This window comes from Terrabacter sp. LjRoot27, from assembly GCF_964254175.1.
In the GTDB taxonomy this organism is placed as follows: Bacteria; Actinomycetota; Actinomycetes; order Actinomycetales; family Dermatophilaceae; genus Terrabacter.
This window is the reverse complement of sequence record NZ_CAXUSS020000001.1, coordinates 101,247-118,201: the sequence shown is the minus strand read 5'-3', so window position 1 is coordinate 118,201 and position 16,955 is coordinate 101,247. Positions and strand designations below refer to the sequence as shown.

Sequence of the window (16,955 nt, the reverse complement as noted above, 5' to 3'; positions counted from 1 at the left end):
GGAGCACCTCCCCTCCCCGCACCGGGCCGTCCACCCGACGATCGGAAGACCATGACCGTCCAGACCCCTGCCCGGGCGACCGGGCCCGCCCCCGGCGATGCACCCGGCTTCGTGAGCCGCTCGCCGCTGCAGCCCCGGTCGGGGTGGCGCCGCCGCCTGACGAGGCTCGACGAGAAGGGCGCGCCCTACGCGTACGTCTCGCCGTTCTTCATCCTCTTCGGCGTCGTCGGGCTCTTCCCGCTGCTCTACACGGCGTGGGTCTCGCTCCACAAGTGGAGCCTCATCGGTGGCCAGGGCGACTTCGTCGGCCTCAAGAACTACGCCGACGTCCTCGCGCAGCCCTACTTCTGGAACGCGCTGAAGAACACCGTCAGCATCTTCCTGCTCTCGAGCGTGCCGCAGGTCATCGCGGCGCTGCTCATCGCGGCCGCCCTCGACAGCGGGCTGCGCGCCCGCACCTTCTGGCGGATGGGGGTGCTGCTGCCCTACGTCGTCGCCCCCGTCGCCGTCGCCCTCATCTTCAGCGACCTCTTCGGCGACAAGTTCGGGCTCGTCAACCACCTGCTCGGCCTCGTCGGCATCGACCCGATCCAGTGGCACAAGGAGGTCCTGCCGAGCCACGTCGCCATCGCGACGATGGTCAACTTCCGGTGGACCGGCTACAACGCCCTGATCTTCCTCGCCGCCATGCAGGCCGTCCCCCGCGACTACTACGAGGCCGCGATGATCGACGGCGCCGGCCGCGTCCGCACCTTCTTCTCGATCACCATCCCGCAGCTGCGCGCGACGATCATCTTCGTCGTCATCACCTCGACGATCGGCGGCCTGCAGATCTTCGACGAGCCGCGGATGTACGACCAGTACGGCCTCGGCGGCGCCGACCGGCAGTGGCAGACGCTGACCCTCTACCTCTACCAGCTCGGCTGGACGCAGAAGAACTTCGGCCGCGCGGCCGCCGTGGCGTGGATGCTCTTCCTCATCGTCATCGTCTTCGCGGTCGTCAACTTCCTCGTCACGCGCCGGATCGCCTCGAAGGGACAGCGATGACCGCCCCGACCCTGACCCCCGGACCCGCGGTCAAGCCGCGCCGTGGCACCCGCCTCGTGCGCCGCACCCAGGCCAGCCCGACGGCATACGTCTTCCTCGCGATCGTCCTCGTCGGCTCGGCGTTCCCGCTCTGGTGGTCCTACGTCATCGGCAGCAAGGACTCCGCCGCCATCGTGCAGGACCCGTTCTCCTTCGTCCCCGGCGGGCACTTCCTCCAGAACGCCAGCACCGTCGTCACGACGATCCCCTTCTGGAAGGCCCTCGGCAACAGCATCCTCGTCAGCTCGACGGTGGCCGTGCTCGTCGTGCTCTTCTCGGCGATGGCCGGCTTCGCCTTCGCCAAGCTGCGCTTCCGCGGGCGCAACGGGCTGCTCGTCTTCGTCATCGCGACGATGGCCGTGCCGACGCAGCTCGGGATCGTGCCGCTCTTCATCGTCATGAGCAAGCTCGGGTGGATCGGCAGCCTGTGGGCCGTCATCCTGCCCAGCGCCGTCAGCGCGTTCGGCGTCTTCTGGATGACCCAGTACCTCCAGGAGGCGCTGCCCGACGAGCTCATCGAGGCCTCGCGCGTCGACGGCGCCTCGACGCTGCGCACCTTCTGGTCCATCGCACTGCCCGCCGCCCGCCCGGGGGCGGCGATGCTCGGCCTCTTCACCTTCATCGCGACGTGGACGAACTTCTTCTGGCCGTTCATCATCCTCGACCCCGGCAACCCGACGCTGCCCGTCGCCCTGCAGCAGCTGCAGGCCGCCTACTTCGTCGACTACTCGCTCGTGCTCAACGGCGTCGTGCTCATGGCACTGCCGCTCATCGTCCTGTTCGTCTTCGCCGGGAGGCAGCTCGTCTCCGGCATCATGCAAGGAGCAGTCAAGGGATGACCGCCCAGACGCGCACCCACCAGCCACTCCCGATCCCGACCCCGACCACGGGTCTCGTTGTCGCGCAAGGGCGCCCGGTGCCCCAGGACTTCATCCTCGGCGCTGCCACCGCGGCCTACCAGATCGAGGGCGCCCGTCACGAGGACGGCCGCACCGACTCGATCTGGGACACCTTCTCGCACACGCCGGGTGCCGTCGTCGACGGTGACACCGGTGACGTCGCCTGCGAGCACTACCACCGGTACGCCGACGACGTGGCCCTCATGGCCTCCCTCGGCCTGCAGTCCTACCGGTTCTCGACGTCGTGGGGACGGGTCTGCCCCGACGGCGGTCCGGTGAACGCCAAGGGGCTCGACTTCTACGAGCGGCTCGTCGACTCGCTCCTCGGGTCGGGCATCGCGCCGTGGCTGACGCTCTACCACTGGGACCTGCCGCAGGCCCTCGAGGACCGCGGCGGGTGGACGTCGCGCGAGACCGTCGACCGCTTCGTCGACTACGCCCTCGCCGTCCACGACCGGCTCGGTGACCGCGTGCGCACGTGGACGACCCTCAACGAGCCGTTCTGCTCGGCCTTCCTCGGCTACACCGCCGGCATGCACGCGCCGGGCCGCACCTCGCCCGCCGACGGCCTCGCCGCCGCGCACCACCTCATGCTCGGCCACGGCCGGGTCGTGCAGGAGCTGCGCGCCCGCGACGCCGCGCTCGAGCTCGGGCTGACGCTCAACTTCACCGTCGCCGACCCGCTCGACCCGTCCGACCCGCGCGACGTCGACGCCGCACGACGCGTGGACGCCCAGATGAACCGCGTCTTCCTCGACCCGATCTTCCGCGGCGAGTACCCGGCCGACCTGCTCGAGGACGTCCGTCACCTGGGACTGACCGACCACGTCATGGACGGCGACCTCGACGTGATCTCCACGCCCATCGACGTGCTCGGCGTCAACTACTACAACGGCGAGGCCATCGGGCACGAGGCGCCCCCCGCCGCGCTCGCCGACAGCGTCAACGGAGGCCGGTTCACCCGGTCGCCGTTCCCCGCCGCCGACGACGCCCACCGCCACCCGCGCGGCCTGCCCGTCACCGCGATGGACTGGGAGATCCAGCCCGAGGGACTGACCCGGCTGCTCGTCCGCCTCCACGAGGAGTATGCCGGCCCGGCCGGGGTCGCCCTGCACGTGACGGAGAACGGCGCCGCCTTCGACGACGCCCCCGACGAGGACGGCTTCGTCGACGACCGCGGCCGGACGGCATACGTCCGCGCGCACCTCGGCGCGATCCTCGACGCCGTCGACGCGGGGGTCCCCGTGCGCGGCTACTTCTACTGGTCGCTGCTCGACAACTTCGAATGGGCGTGGGGCTACGCCAAGCGCTTCGGTATCGTCCGAGTCGACTACGACACCCAGGTGCGCACTCCCAAGGCGAGCGCCCTCGACTACGCCCGCACCATCTCGACGCGCCGGCTGCCCGCTCCGTGGGCCGATCTGGACGCGGACGGAGGCGGCGACGAACCCGCAGGAGAATCGACACCATGAGCGACGGGACACTGGCCCACCCCGTCGGGCGACCCACCCTCGAGGAGGTCGCCCGGGTGGCCGGCGTGTCCCGTGCCACGGTCTCGCGCGTCATCAACGGCTCGCCCCGCGTCAGCCCGGACGTGCTCGCCGTCGTCGAGAAGGCCATCGCCGAGCTCGACTACGTGCCCAACCGGGCCGCCCGCTCCCTCGTCGCGCGCGCGACGATGTCGATCGCCCTCGTCGTGCCCGAGGACACGCACCGCTTCTTCGGCGACCCGTACTTCGCCGACGTCGTCCAGGGCATCAGCGACCGGCTCGACGACAGCGACTACGTGCTCAACCTCCAGCTGACGCACCCGAGCTCGCCGTCGGAGAAGACGAAGCGCTACCTGCTCGGCGGCAACGTCGACGGCGCCATCGTCGTCTCGCACCACTCCGGCGACCACTTCCTCACGACCCTCAGCCGGTCGCTGCCTGTCGTCTTCGGCGGACGCCCGATCGGCGAGGCCAAGGACAGCGACTACTACATCGACGTCGACAACCGGCTCGGCGGCGTCCGGGGCACCCAGCACCTCATCGAACGTGGACGCCGGGCGATCGCGACGATCACCGGCCCGGCCGACATGCCGGCCTCGGTCGACCGCGAGCAGGGCTGGCGCGACGCCCTCGCCGAGGCCGGGCTGTCCGACCACCGGCTGGCCCGCGGCGACTTCACCGAGGCCGGGGGCATCCGCGCCGCGCTCGCCCTCGTCGACGAGTACCCCGACATCGACGCGCTCTTCGTCGCGAGCGACCTGATGGCGAGCGGGGCGCTGCTCGCGCTCGACGAACGTGGGCTGCGGGTGCCCGACGACGTGGCCATCGTCGGCTTCGACAACAGCAAGTACGCCACGCGCGGCAAGGTCGGGCTGACCACCGTGGCCCAGCCCGCCCAGGAGATGGGCGTCGTCATGGCCGACACGCTGCTGCGCCTGCTCGCCGGCGAGTCACCGCCCCGCGTCACGACCCTCGACACCCAGCTCATCGTCCGCGACTCCACCTGACCCCGCCCGGTGACGTCGTCACGTGACGCCACCTGGCGGGCACCGAGCCACCCTCGCGGGCCCGAGCCACCGGCACGCCCGTGGCTTCGTGCCGTCGGCGTGGCTCGGCACGGGCAGGGGGCGGTTCGCTGCGGGTCGGGCAGGTCCGGCGGGGCATGGCGAAGGGCCGGGACCCGCGATGCGGGTCCCGGCCCTTCGACCGTGCGAGAGGCGTGCCTCAGGCGGGGACGACCTCGAACTTGAGGGTCGCCGCGACCTCGGGGTGCAGACGGACGGTCGCCTCGTAGGAGCCGAGCGTCTTGATCGCCTGCTTGACCTCGATCTTGCGCTTGTCGAGCTCCGGGCCACCGGCAGCCTTGACGGCCGCAGCGATGTCGCCGTTGCTGACGGCGCCGAAGAGGCGACCGGACTGGCCGGACTTGGCCGGGACCTTGACCGACGTGGCCTCGAGCTGGCCCTTGACACCCTTGGCGGTGTCGAGGTCCTTGATCTCGCGGACCTCGCGGCCCTTGGTCAGGGCGTCGACCTGCTTCTGGCCACCCTTGGTCCACGGGGTCGCGAGACCGCGCGGCATGAGGAAGTTACGGCCGTAGCCGTCCTTGACCTCGACGATGTCACCAGCAGCACCGAGGCCGGTGACCTCGTGCGTGAGAATGAGCTTCATGGTGTTCTCCTCGTTCCCGAACTTAGCTCAGCGAGCCGAGCTCGAGTAGGGCAGCAGGGCCATCTCACGGGCGTTCTTGACGGCCGTGGCGATGAGGCGCTGCTCCTGGACGGACACACCGGTCACGCGACGCGCGCGGATCTTGCCGCGGTCGGAGATGAACTTGCGCAGGAGCGCGGTGTCCTTGTAGTCGATGTTCTCGACCTTCGCCGCCTTCAGCGGGTTGGCCTTCTTCTTGGGCTTGCGCACAACGGGCTTTGCCATCGTGGTGCTCTCCTTCTTGATGAGAGCCCGGGGTTTCGTGCCCCGGGATGGGTTTAAAGAACTACTGGGGTATGCCGTCCGGCTGGGTCACCGGACGACGGTGCTGACCTGCTCGATCAGAAGGGGGGCTCGTCGTAGCTGGGGGCTGCGCCCCAACCACCACCCTGCTGGCCACCGGCAGCCGGCTGGCCGCCACCGGAGCCACCGCTCCAGCCGCCGCCCTGCTGGGCGCCCGCAGCCGGGGCCGCCTGGCCACCGGCGGAGCCGCCGGTCGCCCACGGGTCCTCGGCCTGGCCGCCACCGGAGCCACCGCTCCAGCCGCCGCCCTGACCCTGGCCGCCGCCGAAGCCGCCGCCACCGCCCGCGCCGCGCTGGGTCTTGTTGACCTTGGCGGTGGCGCTGCGCAGGGACGGGCCGATCTCGTCGACGTCCATCTCCACGACGGTGCGCTTCTCGCCTTCCTTGGTCTCGTAGGAACGAGACTTCAGCCGGCCGGACACGATCACGCGCATGCCCCGCTGGCACGACTCGGCGACGTTCTCCGCCGCGTCGCGCCACACCGAGCAGCGCATGAACAGCGTCTCGCCGTCCTTCCACTCATTGCTCTGGCGGTCGAACTGCCGCGGCGTCGAGGCCACGGTGAAGTTCGCGACCGCGGCTCCGGACGGCGTGAAACGCAGCTCGGGGTCGGCGGTCAGGTTGCCGATGATCGTGATGACGGTGTCGCCTGCCATGCGTGGGCTCCGTTCAGTCCTTCGTCGGGTGATCGAGCGGGTTCAGTGACTGTCGCTGAATCAGGCGCCGGGGCGCAGCAGCTTGGTGCGCATGACCGACTCGCTGAGGTTCAGCTGGCGGTCGAGCTCCTGCGCGGTGGCCGGCTCGGTCGTCATGTTGACGACGACGTAGATGCCCTCGGACTTCTTCTTGATGTCGTAGGCGAGACGGCGGCGGCCCCAGATGTCGACGTTCTCGACGGTGCCCCCGTCGTTCTTCACGACGGTGAGGAACTTGTCCATCGTCTTGTCGACGGTGCGCTCTTCGGTCTCCGGGTCGAGGATGACCATGAGTTCGTACTGACGCATGCTTCTAACCCACCTCCTCTGGTCTTGGCGGTCACGAGTCTCTCTCGTGACAGGAGGGTTGCATTCGTCCCGCCGCGAGCCTGGGGCCCGGCCTGATCTTCCAGCCGGGTTCAGCCTCGCAGACCTCACCGACATCGGTCGGTTCCATCCACAGGCCACCGGGCACACGGCGAACTGGGCAAGACTACCGGGCCGGACGGCATACGCCGAATTCGGAGGGCCTCCGCAACACCTCCGGGCCGCCTCCGCGCCGCCTCCGCTCAGGAGAAGCGGACGATGAGCCGGTCCTCGGCGCCGCTCATGGGGCCGGCGAGGTCGTCGGGCTCCCCCTTCGACCGGCTCCACCGGTCGCGCGCCCGCAGCCACACGACCGCCACGAGCCACAGCACGGCCACGACGCGCAGCATCGAGAAGAAGGCGTACCACGGCGCCGGCAGTCCCCGGTCGGGCACGGTCGTCGCCGCGATCGTCAGCCACACGGCGACGAAGTTGAGCGCCTCGGCGCCCGCCCAGAGGAGGTGGTCACGCCACTGGAGGGCGCACCACGCGACGAGCGGCAGCAGCCAGAGCGAGCTCTGCACGGTGAACGACTTGCCGGTCACGAGCACGAGGCCGACCATGACGAGCGACACCTCGGCGATCGTCGGGCGCCGGGCCGACGACAGCGCGAGCACCGCACCGGCCACGAGGGCGACGAGCCAGCCGACGACGGCGAGCGCCGTGACGGCCCCGGGGGGCAGCGGGTGCCCGGCGAGCTGCGGCAGCAGCCACGGCGAGCCGTAGCCGGCCCCGGCCGACGCCCAGCTCTGGTAGGACGACGCCGCCGCCTCGCGGTTGAGCAGCCAGAGCGCCGACAGCAGGGCGCCGAAGGTCAGCAGCGCGTAGCCGACGACGCGACCCATCTCGCGCAGCCGCCCGGACCGCACGCAGAGCAGGGCGATGGCCACGAGGATGAGCACGGGATAGGACCGCGCCCCGATCGCGAGTCCGAGCAGGACGCCCGCGAGCGTCGGGTTGCGCCGCGACCACGCCCACATGCCGGCGCTGGCGAGCGCCACCCCGAGCAGGTCGGCCGAGATGAAACCGGCGAGGACGACGACCGGCGACAGCGCGACGTGCGCGGCCGAGAAGGGGCGCGCGGCCGACGACGCGACGAGCCACACGATGGCGAGCAGCAGGAGGGTCAGCAGCACCGACCACAGCGCGAAGTACCACGCGGCGCGCGTCTTGAGCGAGCCGTCGTCGGGCCCGAGGCTCGCGACGGCGGTGAGCACCAGCCCGGTCAGGGGCGGCTGCCCCGTGAGCGGCGCCCCGTCGCCACCCTGGAGGTATGCCGCGAGGCCGGCCTTGACCTTCGAGTCGCGGTACGCGGTGGGCAGGTCGGCGTAGCAGGCGCTCCAGAACTGGGTGTCGCCCGTGAAGCCGGTGCGCAGGCAGGGCGCGCGCAGCAGGATCGCGAGACCGGCGGTGACCGCCGTCAGGGCGGACAGCAGCGCGGCCGTGAGCACCCACGGGAGCTCACGGGCTGCGGCATACCGTCCGCGGGGGCCTCCGATGACCTCGGAGGCCGCCCGCACGACGGGGTCGTCGACCTTCTCGGTCACCGGGCGGTCACCCCGTCACCCCGCCACTCGATGCTCGCGCCCGCGTCATGGACCGTTGCCGGGTTTCGTCGAGGTCGGTGACGGTCCGGGCAGGGGGATCGTGATCGTGGGCTCCGCCGTCGTCGTCGTCGGCTGCGGCTTGCCCGTGCCGTTCGTCTTCGTCGGCACCTGCGTCGTCGTCGGGGCCGTGGTCGTCGGCTCCTGCGTCGTCGTGGTCGGCGCCTGGGTCGTCGTCTGCGGCGGCGGCGTGAACGTCGTCGTCGGGGTCGGGATCTTGTCGTCGCCGACACCGACGCGGTCCGGGAAGTCCTGGACCTCCATGTTCTCCGTCACGACCTTCATGAAGTCGTAGAAGACGTCGGCCGGGATCGTGCCACCCGTGAGGTTGGTGTCCTCGGCGTTCGTCAGCGTCTGCGGGTTGCCGTCGGCGTCGGGCTTGTACATGCCGATCGACACGGCCAGCTGCGGGATGAAGCCGGAGAACCAGATCGACTTGGCGTAGGACGACGTGCCCGTCTTGCCGGCGACCGGCCGGTCGAGCCGCTGGAGCTTCGTCGCGGTGCCGCCGTCCTTGACGGTGTAGGTCATGGCGTCGGTGACGTCGGCGGTCACGTCCTTGTCGAAGGCGCGCTTCGTCTGCGGCTTCGCCTCGTAGGTGAAGTCACCGGTCGTCGAGGTGACCTTCTTGACGAAGTACGGCTTGGCCCGCACGCCCTGCGACGCGATGGTCGAGTAGGCCGTGGCCATGTCGATGACGTGCGGCGAGGCGGTGCCGAGGACGTTGGTGAGCGTCTCGTCGAGACCGGGGGTCCGCTCCGGGATGCCGGCGTCGATGGCCGCCTGCCGGGTCAGCGCCGGCGTGATCGTGTTGTTGAGGTTGACGAAGGCCGTGTTGATCGAGCGACCGATCATGCGGCGCATGTCGACCATGCCGTAGGAGCGCTCACCGAAGTTCGTGATCTTCGTGCCGTCGATCTCCTGGGGCTGGTCACCGTCGAACTTCGTCTTCGTCGAGATCCCGTCGCGGACGGCCGCGAGGACGGCGAAGGGCTTGAAGTTCGAGGCGCCCTGCATGATCGCCTGGGTCGAGGTGTTGAACTGCGACTTGGCGTAGTCGGCGCCGCCGTACATCGCGACGACCGCACCGTCGCCGGGCTTGACCGCCACGAGGCCGCCCTGCACCTTCTTGGGCAGGTTGTCCTTCATCGCGGCGATCGCCGCGGTCTGGGCCTTCTTGTCGATCGTCGTGACGATGCGCAGACCGCCGTTGTCGATGTCCTGCTCCGAGAGACCGGTCGAGACGAGCTCGCGCTTGACCTGGGCGGTGATGTAGCCGTTGGGGCCCGACGAGAACTTGTTGCCCTTGTAGGCCTGGATCTTCGGCAGCTCGGTGTACTTGGCCCGCTCGGCCGCGCTGAGCCAGCCCTCCTGCACCATGCCGTCGAGGACGTATGCGTAGCGCTTGGTGAGGTTGGCCTCGGCCGAGTCGCCGTTGGCCGGGTCGTAGAGGGAGGGAGCGTTGATGACCGACGCGAGGACGGCGCCCTCGCCGACGGTGAGCTTGGAGACGTCCTTGCCGAAGTACGCCTTGGCGGCGCTCTGGATGCCGTACGCGCCGCGGCCGTAGTAGATCGTGTTGAGGTACTTCTCGAGGATCTCGGACTTGGAGAGCTGGCCGTCGATCTTGACGGCGATGAGGATCTCCTTGGCCTTGCGGGAGATCGTGCGGTCCTGGGTCAGGAAGTAGTTCTTGACGTACTGCTGGGTGATCGTGGAGCCACCGACCTGGGACTCACCGGTGACGCTCGTCTTGACGGCGCGCAGGATGCCGCCGACCGAGATGCCGTTGTTCTGGTAGAACGTGCGGTCCTCGGCGGCGATGTGCGCGTCCTGGACGAACTTCGGGACCCGGTCGAGCTTGACCGACTCGCGGTTGCCGTCCTGGACGGCGATGCGGTCGAGCTCGGTCTTGCCGTCGCTGTAGTAGACGATCGAGACCTGCTTGTTGGCGAGCTGGTTCGGCTGCGGGATGGCGGTCTGGTTGTAGGCGATGACGACGCCGACGACGCCGAGGACGAGCAGCACGGCAGCGGCGATCGAGCCCCACTTGAGCGTGCCGAGCACCCACTTCTTCCAGCCGGTACGGCCCTCGCCGTCCCCGTCCTGGAAGGCTGCGCCTCCCGCGGACCGGCCGTTGCCCTTGCCATTGCCTGCGCGCTGGGGCCGGCCCTTGTCGGCCGCCAGCTGGGCAGCGCGGATGTCGCGCCTGCTCTGCGTCACAACCTGCTCCATTCACTGATCAGGCCCGAGAAACCGTCCCGGGCCGCCACTCAGTATGACCTGACCGGCGCCGTGACGACGAAACGAAGGAGGGGGCTCACACGACCGTCACACGCTCTTCACAGGCTCGCGTCACCCGTGCGGAGCTCCCGGATGACGCGATCATGACGGGCTCCTGTCGGCCGGCTGACGCGCCACTGACGCCGTCCTGACCTCGCGCTGAGGGCTCGCTGAGAGGTTGCGGCGTTCGGCATGTCGCCCTCGCCGGCGCCCGGTGCCATTGCCTCTAGGCGGGCACCCGGGGCGGGTGCCCGGACGGAACAGAGGGTGAGTGGCATGGACGGACACGACCAGGTTCACACCATCGGAGCACCGGGGACGGACGTGCCCGCCGCCGTGCCGCGTCGGCCGCAGGCCGCCGCCTCCGCCGTGCGACACGCCCCCCGACGACGACTGCGACCTCGAGGTCGGGGTGGGCTCGGACGCCGCATCGTGTCGGCGATCGGCGCGTTCGCGCTGACCGCCGGCACGTTCGTGTCGATCCCCCTGCTCACCGCATCGCCCGCGCAGGCGGCCGAGACCAACGCCGTCACCGTGACGCTGCACGCGGCCCGGTCCGAGGCGCACGCGACACCGCCCGTCACGAAGGGCGCCGCCGTGACGGGTGGCTTCCGCTACATGATCAACGTCGACAACAGCGGCAAGAGCGACCCCGCCGGCGGTCCGCAGGCAGGGTCCGGCTGCTCCGCCGACGACCCCGGCTACCCGGCGTCGTGCTCGTGGGCCTCGATCCTCGAGGACCCGGGCGCCGCGCCGATCTACCGGCAGGGCACCGACGCCGACTTCGGCAGCGCCGGCCTGACCCTCCCGGACGGTGACTACCTCATCACCGTGCTCTCCGACGGCTACAAGATCGACGGCGCCCACTTCACCGTCCCGATGACCCAGCCGACGACGGGTGGCCCCGCCGTCCTCGACATCGGCGTCCAGCCGGACCCGCTGCCCGACGCGACGCTGCGCGCGCAGGTCTTCATCGACGACGCGTCGACGAACGGCGCCATCGACAACGGTGAGACCGATCGCACCGAGCTGGTCGACACCCGCTTCCAGGGCCACATCAACGACACCCTCGGCGAGGTCACGACCGACGTCTACGGCAACCCCCTCTGCACGACCTACGTCGGCGAGGACCCGGACACGCACATGATCCCGTGGAACTCGACGTCGCGCGACGCCGAGGGGCTCCCCGTCGTCGACACGATCGGCGGCAAGTGCTTCAGCGACGCCACCGGCATGATCGCCATCCCGCACGTCGGCACGAACCGGTACACGACGACGGTCACCCCGCCCGACGGCAGCGGCTACCTGCAGACGACGACCCTCGAGGGCAACCACGACTGGGACACCTGGCTCATGGAGGGCGCGACCGGCTACGACACCGAGTTCACCGTCGCCGGTGAGCCCGTGCCCACGCCGCAGTTCGGCTTCATCCGACCGAAGAACTCCATGGCGGCCGGCGCCGGCACCATCAAGGGCGTCGTCGTCGCGGCCAAGCAGTACTACCCGCCGACAGGTGGCAGCTTCACCATCTACAACGGCATGACGGGCAGCAGGCTCGACAAGCCGATCGAGAACCCCATCCTGTCGCTCAACGACCTCGACAACGGCGACCGGGCCGTGTGGGTCGGCCGTGGAGGCACGGACGGCTCCTTCACCATCCCGAACGTCCCCGACGGGACGTACCAGCTGACGTGGTGGGACGAGCCGCAGAACTACATCCTCCAGCTCGTCAACGTCACCGTCGCCGGCGGCGAGACCGTCGACCTGAAGCAGCTGCCGATGAACGGCTGGTGGACCGAGATCAGCGGCCACGTCTTCCTCGACGACAACAAGAACGGCAAGCGTGATACCGGTGAGCAGGGCGTCGCCCAGTTCCCGCTCACGCTGCGCAAGAAGGACAACTCGCTCATGGACCGCGGCTCGAACGCCGTGGGCACCGACAGCACCGGCTTCTACGACTTCGAGGCCGGCTACCCGCTCGCCGAGTGGCTCATCCTCGAGGCCTACTCGGACAGCTTCTACACGACCGGCATCACCTACCAGGCCGACAACCAGCCCACACCGACGACGATCAAGGGAGCGGGCGACGACGTCAGCATCCTGCCGATCATCGGGCTCTCGGGCACCGTCGACTGGGGCGTGCAGAAGTACGACGCGGCCGGCACCAAGGGTGGCCCGCGCAACGGCGGCATCGTCGGCTCCGTGTCCTACGACACGACCCGCAACGAGCTCGACCCGCAGTACGCGGCGTCCGAGGACTGGCAGCCCGGCGTGCCGAACATCCCGGTGACGCTCTACGACACCGTGGACTGCCCGCTCGACGGCGTCACGCCGTGCGACCCCTCGGAGACGTACGCGCTCGCCGAGGACGGTTCCTACATGAAGGGCAGGCCGCTCAACACCTACGTCTCGGAGACGTGGGGCCGTCCGACCGGGTGCACCGCCCGTGACGTCGACGGCAACCCGATCCCGCACCCCGCGGGCGAGGACGTCCTCGTGCCCGACCAGGGGACCGACGGCGAGTGCCTGTCCGCGCTCGTCAACGGCGTCCAGGTCGGCTCGTACGCCACCGGCCAGGGCACGGCGGACGCCAACTTCGGCGCTGCGGTCGACGGCAACTACGGCTTCGGCGACGGCTGCTTCACCGGCACGCTCAACGCATCCGACCCGGCCAACCCGACGTGCACGGCCCCTGACGGCAGCGACGCCTTCGAGCCCCTGCCCGGTGCACACGCCTACCTGGTGCAGGTCGACATCCCGAACGACCAGAGCGGCCACCCGATGTACTCGGTGACCTCTGAGGAGGACATCAACATCGCCCGCGGTGACACCGTCGTGCCGCAGGTCCCGCCGCCCGCGTGCGCCGGCGTCCTGCACCAGGTCGACGTCGCGGGCATCGACGCGGCCGGCCGCAAGCCCGGCGACCCCGGGTACTCCGGCGACGGCTACCCGGCCAAGATCGGCACCGGCAGCAACGGCCTCCCGGCCGGTGTCAAGGTCCCGGCGTCCTCACCCGTCGACAACGGCGTCTTCGCCGACATGGGCGGCTCGCCCTACGAGGGCACGGCCAAGGCTCGCTGCGACACCAAGCTCGTCGAGCTGAACAACGGCAAGTCGATCGTCCCGATGTTCAACATCTTCACCGACGTGCCGATCCCGTCGCGCCTGCGCGGCCTCATCGTCGACGACCTGAACTTCTCCGTCGACAAGCGCACGACGCTCTACGGCGACAAGGCCGGCGTCCCCTACGCACCGGTGGGCATCTACGACTTCAGCAACCGCCTCGTCTACACCGCCCAGTCCGACTTCAACGGGTTCTACGACGTGCTGATGCCGTCCACCGACCACATCTCGTGCCCGACGCCGTCCGGCGTGTGCACGAACGTGTACCGGTTCGTCGGCAACGACCCCGGAGTTCCGGGCGCGCTCAACGCCGACTACAACCCGCGGTTCCGCACCATCGCGACCGAGTTCGAGGCGATGCCGGGCGTCACCATCCCGACCGACCTCGCACCGACCCAGGTGGGTGTCAGCGTCGGCACGCCGGGCACGAGTCCGTCGACGGTGTCGTGCCCCGTCAACCCGGTGCAGCCACAGCTGTTCTCGGTGTCGAAGCCGTTCGTCCGCAGCAGCGACACGGGGACGAGCCGCAACGTCACCATCAACGGCCTCGGCTTCGGGGCCACGCGTGGCACCGGGACCGTGACCCTCGACGGCGTCGCACTGCCGCTCACGGCCTACCAGTCCTGGAACGACACGACGATCCAGCTCGCCATCCCCGCCGTCGGTTCCGGCGTCACGCAGGGCGCGCACAACCTCGTCATCACCGGGAGCAACGGCAAGAAGACGGTCAACGGCATCACCTTCCACGTGCTCGGCGGGTCGGGCACCAATGCCTACAACCCGACCGTGTACGAGGTCGGGCCGGCCGTGTCCAACCTCCGCTACCGGCCGGGCACGACACAGAGCCAGTCCGGCACCGCCGGGGTCAGCCACGCGATCCAGAACGCCATCGACGACGCGACGGCCGGCAACGCCCTCGTCGTCGTCTACCCGAACACCGCAGTGGCGGTGACGAACCCGCGCGGCGCGTACTACGAGAACCTCATCGTGACCAAGCGCGTCAAGCTCCAGGGCGTGGGCGGCGGCGGGTTCCAGGGCCCGAACGCCAACAGCCCGTACATCCAGGGCACGATCCTCGACGGTGGCGCCTTCGGTGGCGACACCGACCTCGCGACCGACTGGTTCACCAAGGTGGACGGCCTGACGTGGGACGGCAACCAGACCGTCAGCGACGGCGCGGTCATCTACCTGCTCGCCCAGCAGAGCGCCTTCCCGAGCAACGCCACGTTCAAGCCGAGCATCGACGGCTTCGACATCCGCGGCGGCGACCAGCAGGGCTTCCCGGGCAACATCAACGACCTCACCGGGCAGCTGACCAACCTCCCGCCGAACATCATCACCCAGGGTGGCGCGGTCTTCGCCAACGCCTACGTCCGCCAGCTCCAGGTCACGAACAACGTGGTCGAGAACAACGGTGGCGGCTACGGCACGATCCGCATCGGCACCCCGGACCTCGCGGCGCCCGACACCAACCAGCACAACGAGGGTGTCCGGATCGCGGGCAACCGGATCGTGCAGAACGCCGGCACGAACCTCGCCGGGGCGATCGGCCTCTTCGCCGGCTCCGACGGCTACACGGTCTCCGGGAACGACATCTGCGGCAACTTCTCGCTCGAGTACGGCGCCGGCGTCAGCGTGTACGGCCTGAGCCCGAACGGCTCGATCGACCACAACCGGATCACGCTCAACAACTCGAACGACGAGGGCGCGGGCATCATGATCGCCGGGCAGCTGCCGGCCGACCCGAACACGCTCTCGCCGGGATCCGGCTCGGTCAACATCGTCGCCAACGAGATCAAGGGCAACCTGGCCAACGACGACGGTGGCGGCATCCGGTTCCTCATGTCGGGCAACTTCCCGATGAACGTGCACGACAACGTCATCGCGAACAACGTCTCGACCCACGAGGGCGGCGGCATCGCCATCAACGACGCCCCCAACGTCCGGATCTACGGCAACACGATCATGGGCAACATCACGACGGCCACCGCCGTGACGTCCAACGGGCTGCCCGCACCGGCCGGCGTCTCGACGTCGACCAACAGCGACCAGCTCCGGGCCGCGGGAGCCTCGTTGTACAGCAACCCCCTCATGTTCGACAACATCCTGTGGGACAACCGGGCCGGCACCCGCGCCGGCACCACGGTGACCGGCATCGGCCTCGCCGGTGACGCCTCGCCGGTGGACGAGTGGGCCGTCGGAAACGCCGACAACACCGGACTGCTCGCGCCCACCAGCTCGGTCATCCAGCAGGACGCCGCGCACCAGTACGTGACGAGCGGGACGAACCGCACGACCGACCCGCAGGTCGTCGAGCAGTACAACGTGTCCGTGTCGTTCGCGACCTGGCGGCAGAACCCGGCCTTCGTCGACGCCAACGTCGTCACGGTCGAGCAGCCGCCGGACCTCATGGGCGACTACCACCTGAAGTCGTGCGCCACCGGCTCGGCGTCGCCCGCCTGCAACCTCGGCGTGGCCACGGTGAGCGGGGTCACGATGGCCACGACCGACATCGACGGCGACACCCGCCCGTCGAGCGGCGGCTACGAGGCCGGCGCCGACGAGGTGCCCGGCACCGCGACCCCGCCGGCGACGGACCCGCAGCTCTGGTTCTCGACGGCCGGCGCCAGCAACCCGCCGGGAGTCGGCGGCACGGCGGACACGTCCGACATCTACGGCTGGACCGGCACGGGATACACCCGCACGCTCGACCTGTCGGCCGCGCCGTACGGAGTGCCGGCCAGCGCCAACCTCGACGGGTACGCCCGGGTGGACGGCACCCGCTTCTACGCGACGTTCGCCAACGACACCACACTGCCCGGCCTCGGCGCGGTGCAGGACGAGGACGTCGTCTACTGGAACGGGAGCGCCTGGTCGCTCTGGTTCGACGGCACGGCGCACGGCCTGACGAGCAGCTCGCTCGACGTCGACGCCATCACCGTCAGGTCCGGGGTCCTCTACTTCTCGACCTTCGGCACGCACAACCCGCCCGGCGTCTCAGGCACGGCCGACGACTCGGACGTGTACAGCTGGAACGGCACGAGCTACGCCCGGGTCTGGGACGCCTCGGCCCACGGCGTGCCGACGACGGCACGCGTGGACGGCTTCGCGGTCGACACCGCAGGCCACGGGTGGGTGTCGTTCAGCGCCGACACCACGCTGCCCGGCGTGGGCCCGGTCCAGGACGAGGACGTCGTGGAGTGGACCGGGACGGCGACGACGACCGGCACGTGGAAGGTCTGGTTCAACGGCACGGCTCACGGCCTGACGTCGAACAACCTCGACATCGACGCCTTCTCGATCCCGGGCAACGCGGCGTCGCCGGCCACCGCGTCGGCGGCGACCGTCACCGGGACCGCGGTGTCGATCCCGGGACCGGGACGGCCGGTCCGATGA

General features: G+C 69.9%; 11 protein-coding genes. 5 read left to right on the top strand and 6 right to left on the bottom strand.

Translation table 11 applies throughout. From position 1 onward, the window contains the following. Positions 1-51 precede the first annotated feature (51 nt). Genes ACSQ2D_RS00420 through ACSQ2D_RS00405 form a run of 4 tightly spaced genes read left to right on the top strand, consistent with a single transcriptional unit; the run spans position 52 to position 4,482 of the window. Complete coding sequence (locus tag ACSQ2D_RS00420; protein ID WP_435984042.1) at positions 52-1,047, top strand: carbohydrate ABC transporter permease; 996 nt, start codon at positions 52-54, stop codon at positions 1,045-1,047. Further along, entirely contained in the window at positions 1,044-1,925 is an 882-nt protein-coding gene (locus ACSQ2D_RS00415) for a carbohydrate ABC transporter permease (protein ID WP_435984041.1), read from the top strand. Before ACSQ2D_RS00420 ends, ACSQ2D_RS00415 begins: the two co-directional genes overlap by 4 nt. After that, positions 1,922-3,457 carry a GH1 family beta-glucosidase gene (locus tag ACSQ2D_RS00410; RefSeq protein ID WP_435984040.1) on the top strand — a complete coding sequence of 512 codons (1,536 nt, stop codon included), beginning with the start codon at positions 1,922-1,924 and terminating at the stop codon, positions 3,455-3,457. Before ACSQ2D_RS00415 ends, ACSQ2D_RS00410 begins: the two co-directional genes overlap by 4 nt. Next, complete coding sequence (locus tag ACSQ2D_RS00405) at positions 3,454-4,482, top strand: LacI family DNA-binding transcriptional regulator (RefSeq protein WP_435984039.1); 1,029 nt, start codon at positions 3,454-3,456, stop codon at positions 4,480-4,482. The genes ACSQ2D_RS00410 and ACSQ2D_RS00405 overlap by 4 nt, the downstream gene beginning before the upstream one ends. A 217-nt stretch (positions 4,483-4,699) precedes the next feature. On the opposite strand, the gene rplI is transcribed toward ACSQ2D_RS00405, so the two are convergent. The 6 genes from rplI to ACSQ2D_RS00375 all read right to left on the bottom strand — a co-directional run bounded on the left by rplI (position 4,700) and on the right by ACSQ2D_RS00375 (position 10,376). Then, the gene (gene rplI, locus ACSQ2D_RS00400) at positions 4,700-5,146 is read right to left on the bottom strand and encodes a 50S ribosomal protein L9 (RefSeq protein ID WP_435984038.1); all 447 of its coding nucleotides are present in this window, start codon (positions 5,144-5,146) and stop codon (positions 4,700-4,702) included. 27 nt (positions 5,147-5,173) lie between these two features. Then, positions 5,174-5,410 carry a 30S ribosomal protein S18 gene (gene rpsR / locus ACSQ2D_RS00395; protein WP_013494395.1) on the bottom strand — a complete coding sequence of 79 codons (237 nt, stop codon included), beginning with the start codon at positions 5,408-5,410 and terminating at the stop codon, positions 5,174-5,176. A 116-nt stretch (positions 5,411-5,526) separates the two neighbouring features. Further along, positions 5,527-6,144 (bottom strand): single-stranded DNA-binding protein, encoded by a 618-nt coding sequence (locus tag ACSQ2D_RS00390; protein WP_435984037.1) that lies wholly within the window; start codon positions 6,142-6,144, stop codon positions 5,527-5,529. Between the two features lie 60 nt (positions 6,145-6,204). Continuing rightward, positions 6,205-6,492, bottom strand: coding sequence for a 30S ribosomal protein S6 (rpsF, locus tag ACSQ2D_RS00385; protein ID WP_028785248.1), 288 nt, complete (start codon positions 6,490-6,492; stop codon positions 6,205-6,207). A 260-nt stretch (positions 6,493-6,752) separates the two neighbouring features. Beyond that, complete coding sequence (locus ACSQ2D_RS00380; RefSeq protein WP_435984036.1) at positions 6,753-8,096, bottom strand: glycosyltransferase 87 family protein; 1,344 nt, start codon at positions 8,094-8,096, stop codon at positions 6,753-6,755. 45 nt (positions 8,097-8,141) lie between these two features. Beyond that, a complete protein-coding gene (locus tag ACSQ2D_RS00375) occupies positions 8,142-10,376 on the bottom strand; it encodes a transglycosylase domain-containing protein (RefSeq protein WP_435984035.1) in 2,235 nt (744 codons plus the stop codon). A gap of 336 nt (positions 10,377-10,712) precedes the next feature. Here ACSQ2D_RS00375 and ACSQ2D_RS00370 point away from each other — a divergent pair, with 336 nt between their 5' ends. Further along, a complete protein-coding gene (locus ACSQ2D_RS00370) occupies positions 10,713-16,955 on the top strand; it encodes an IPT/TIG domain-containing protein (protein WP_435984034.1) in 6,243 nt (2,080 codons plus the stop codon).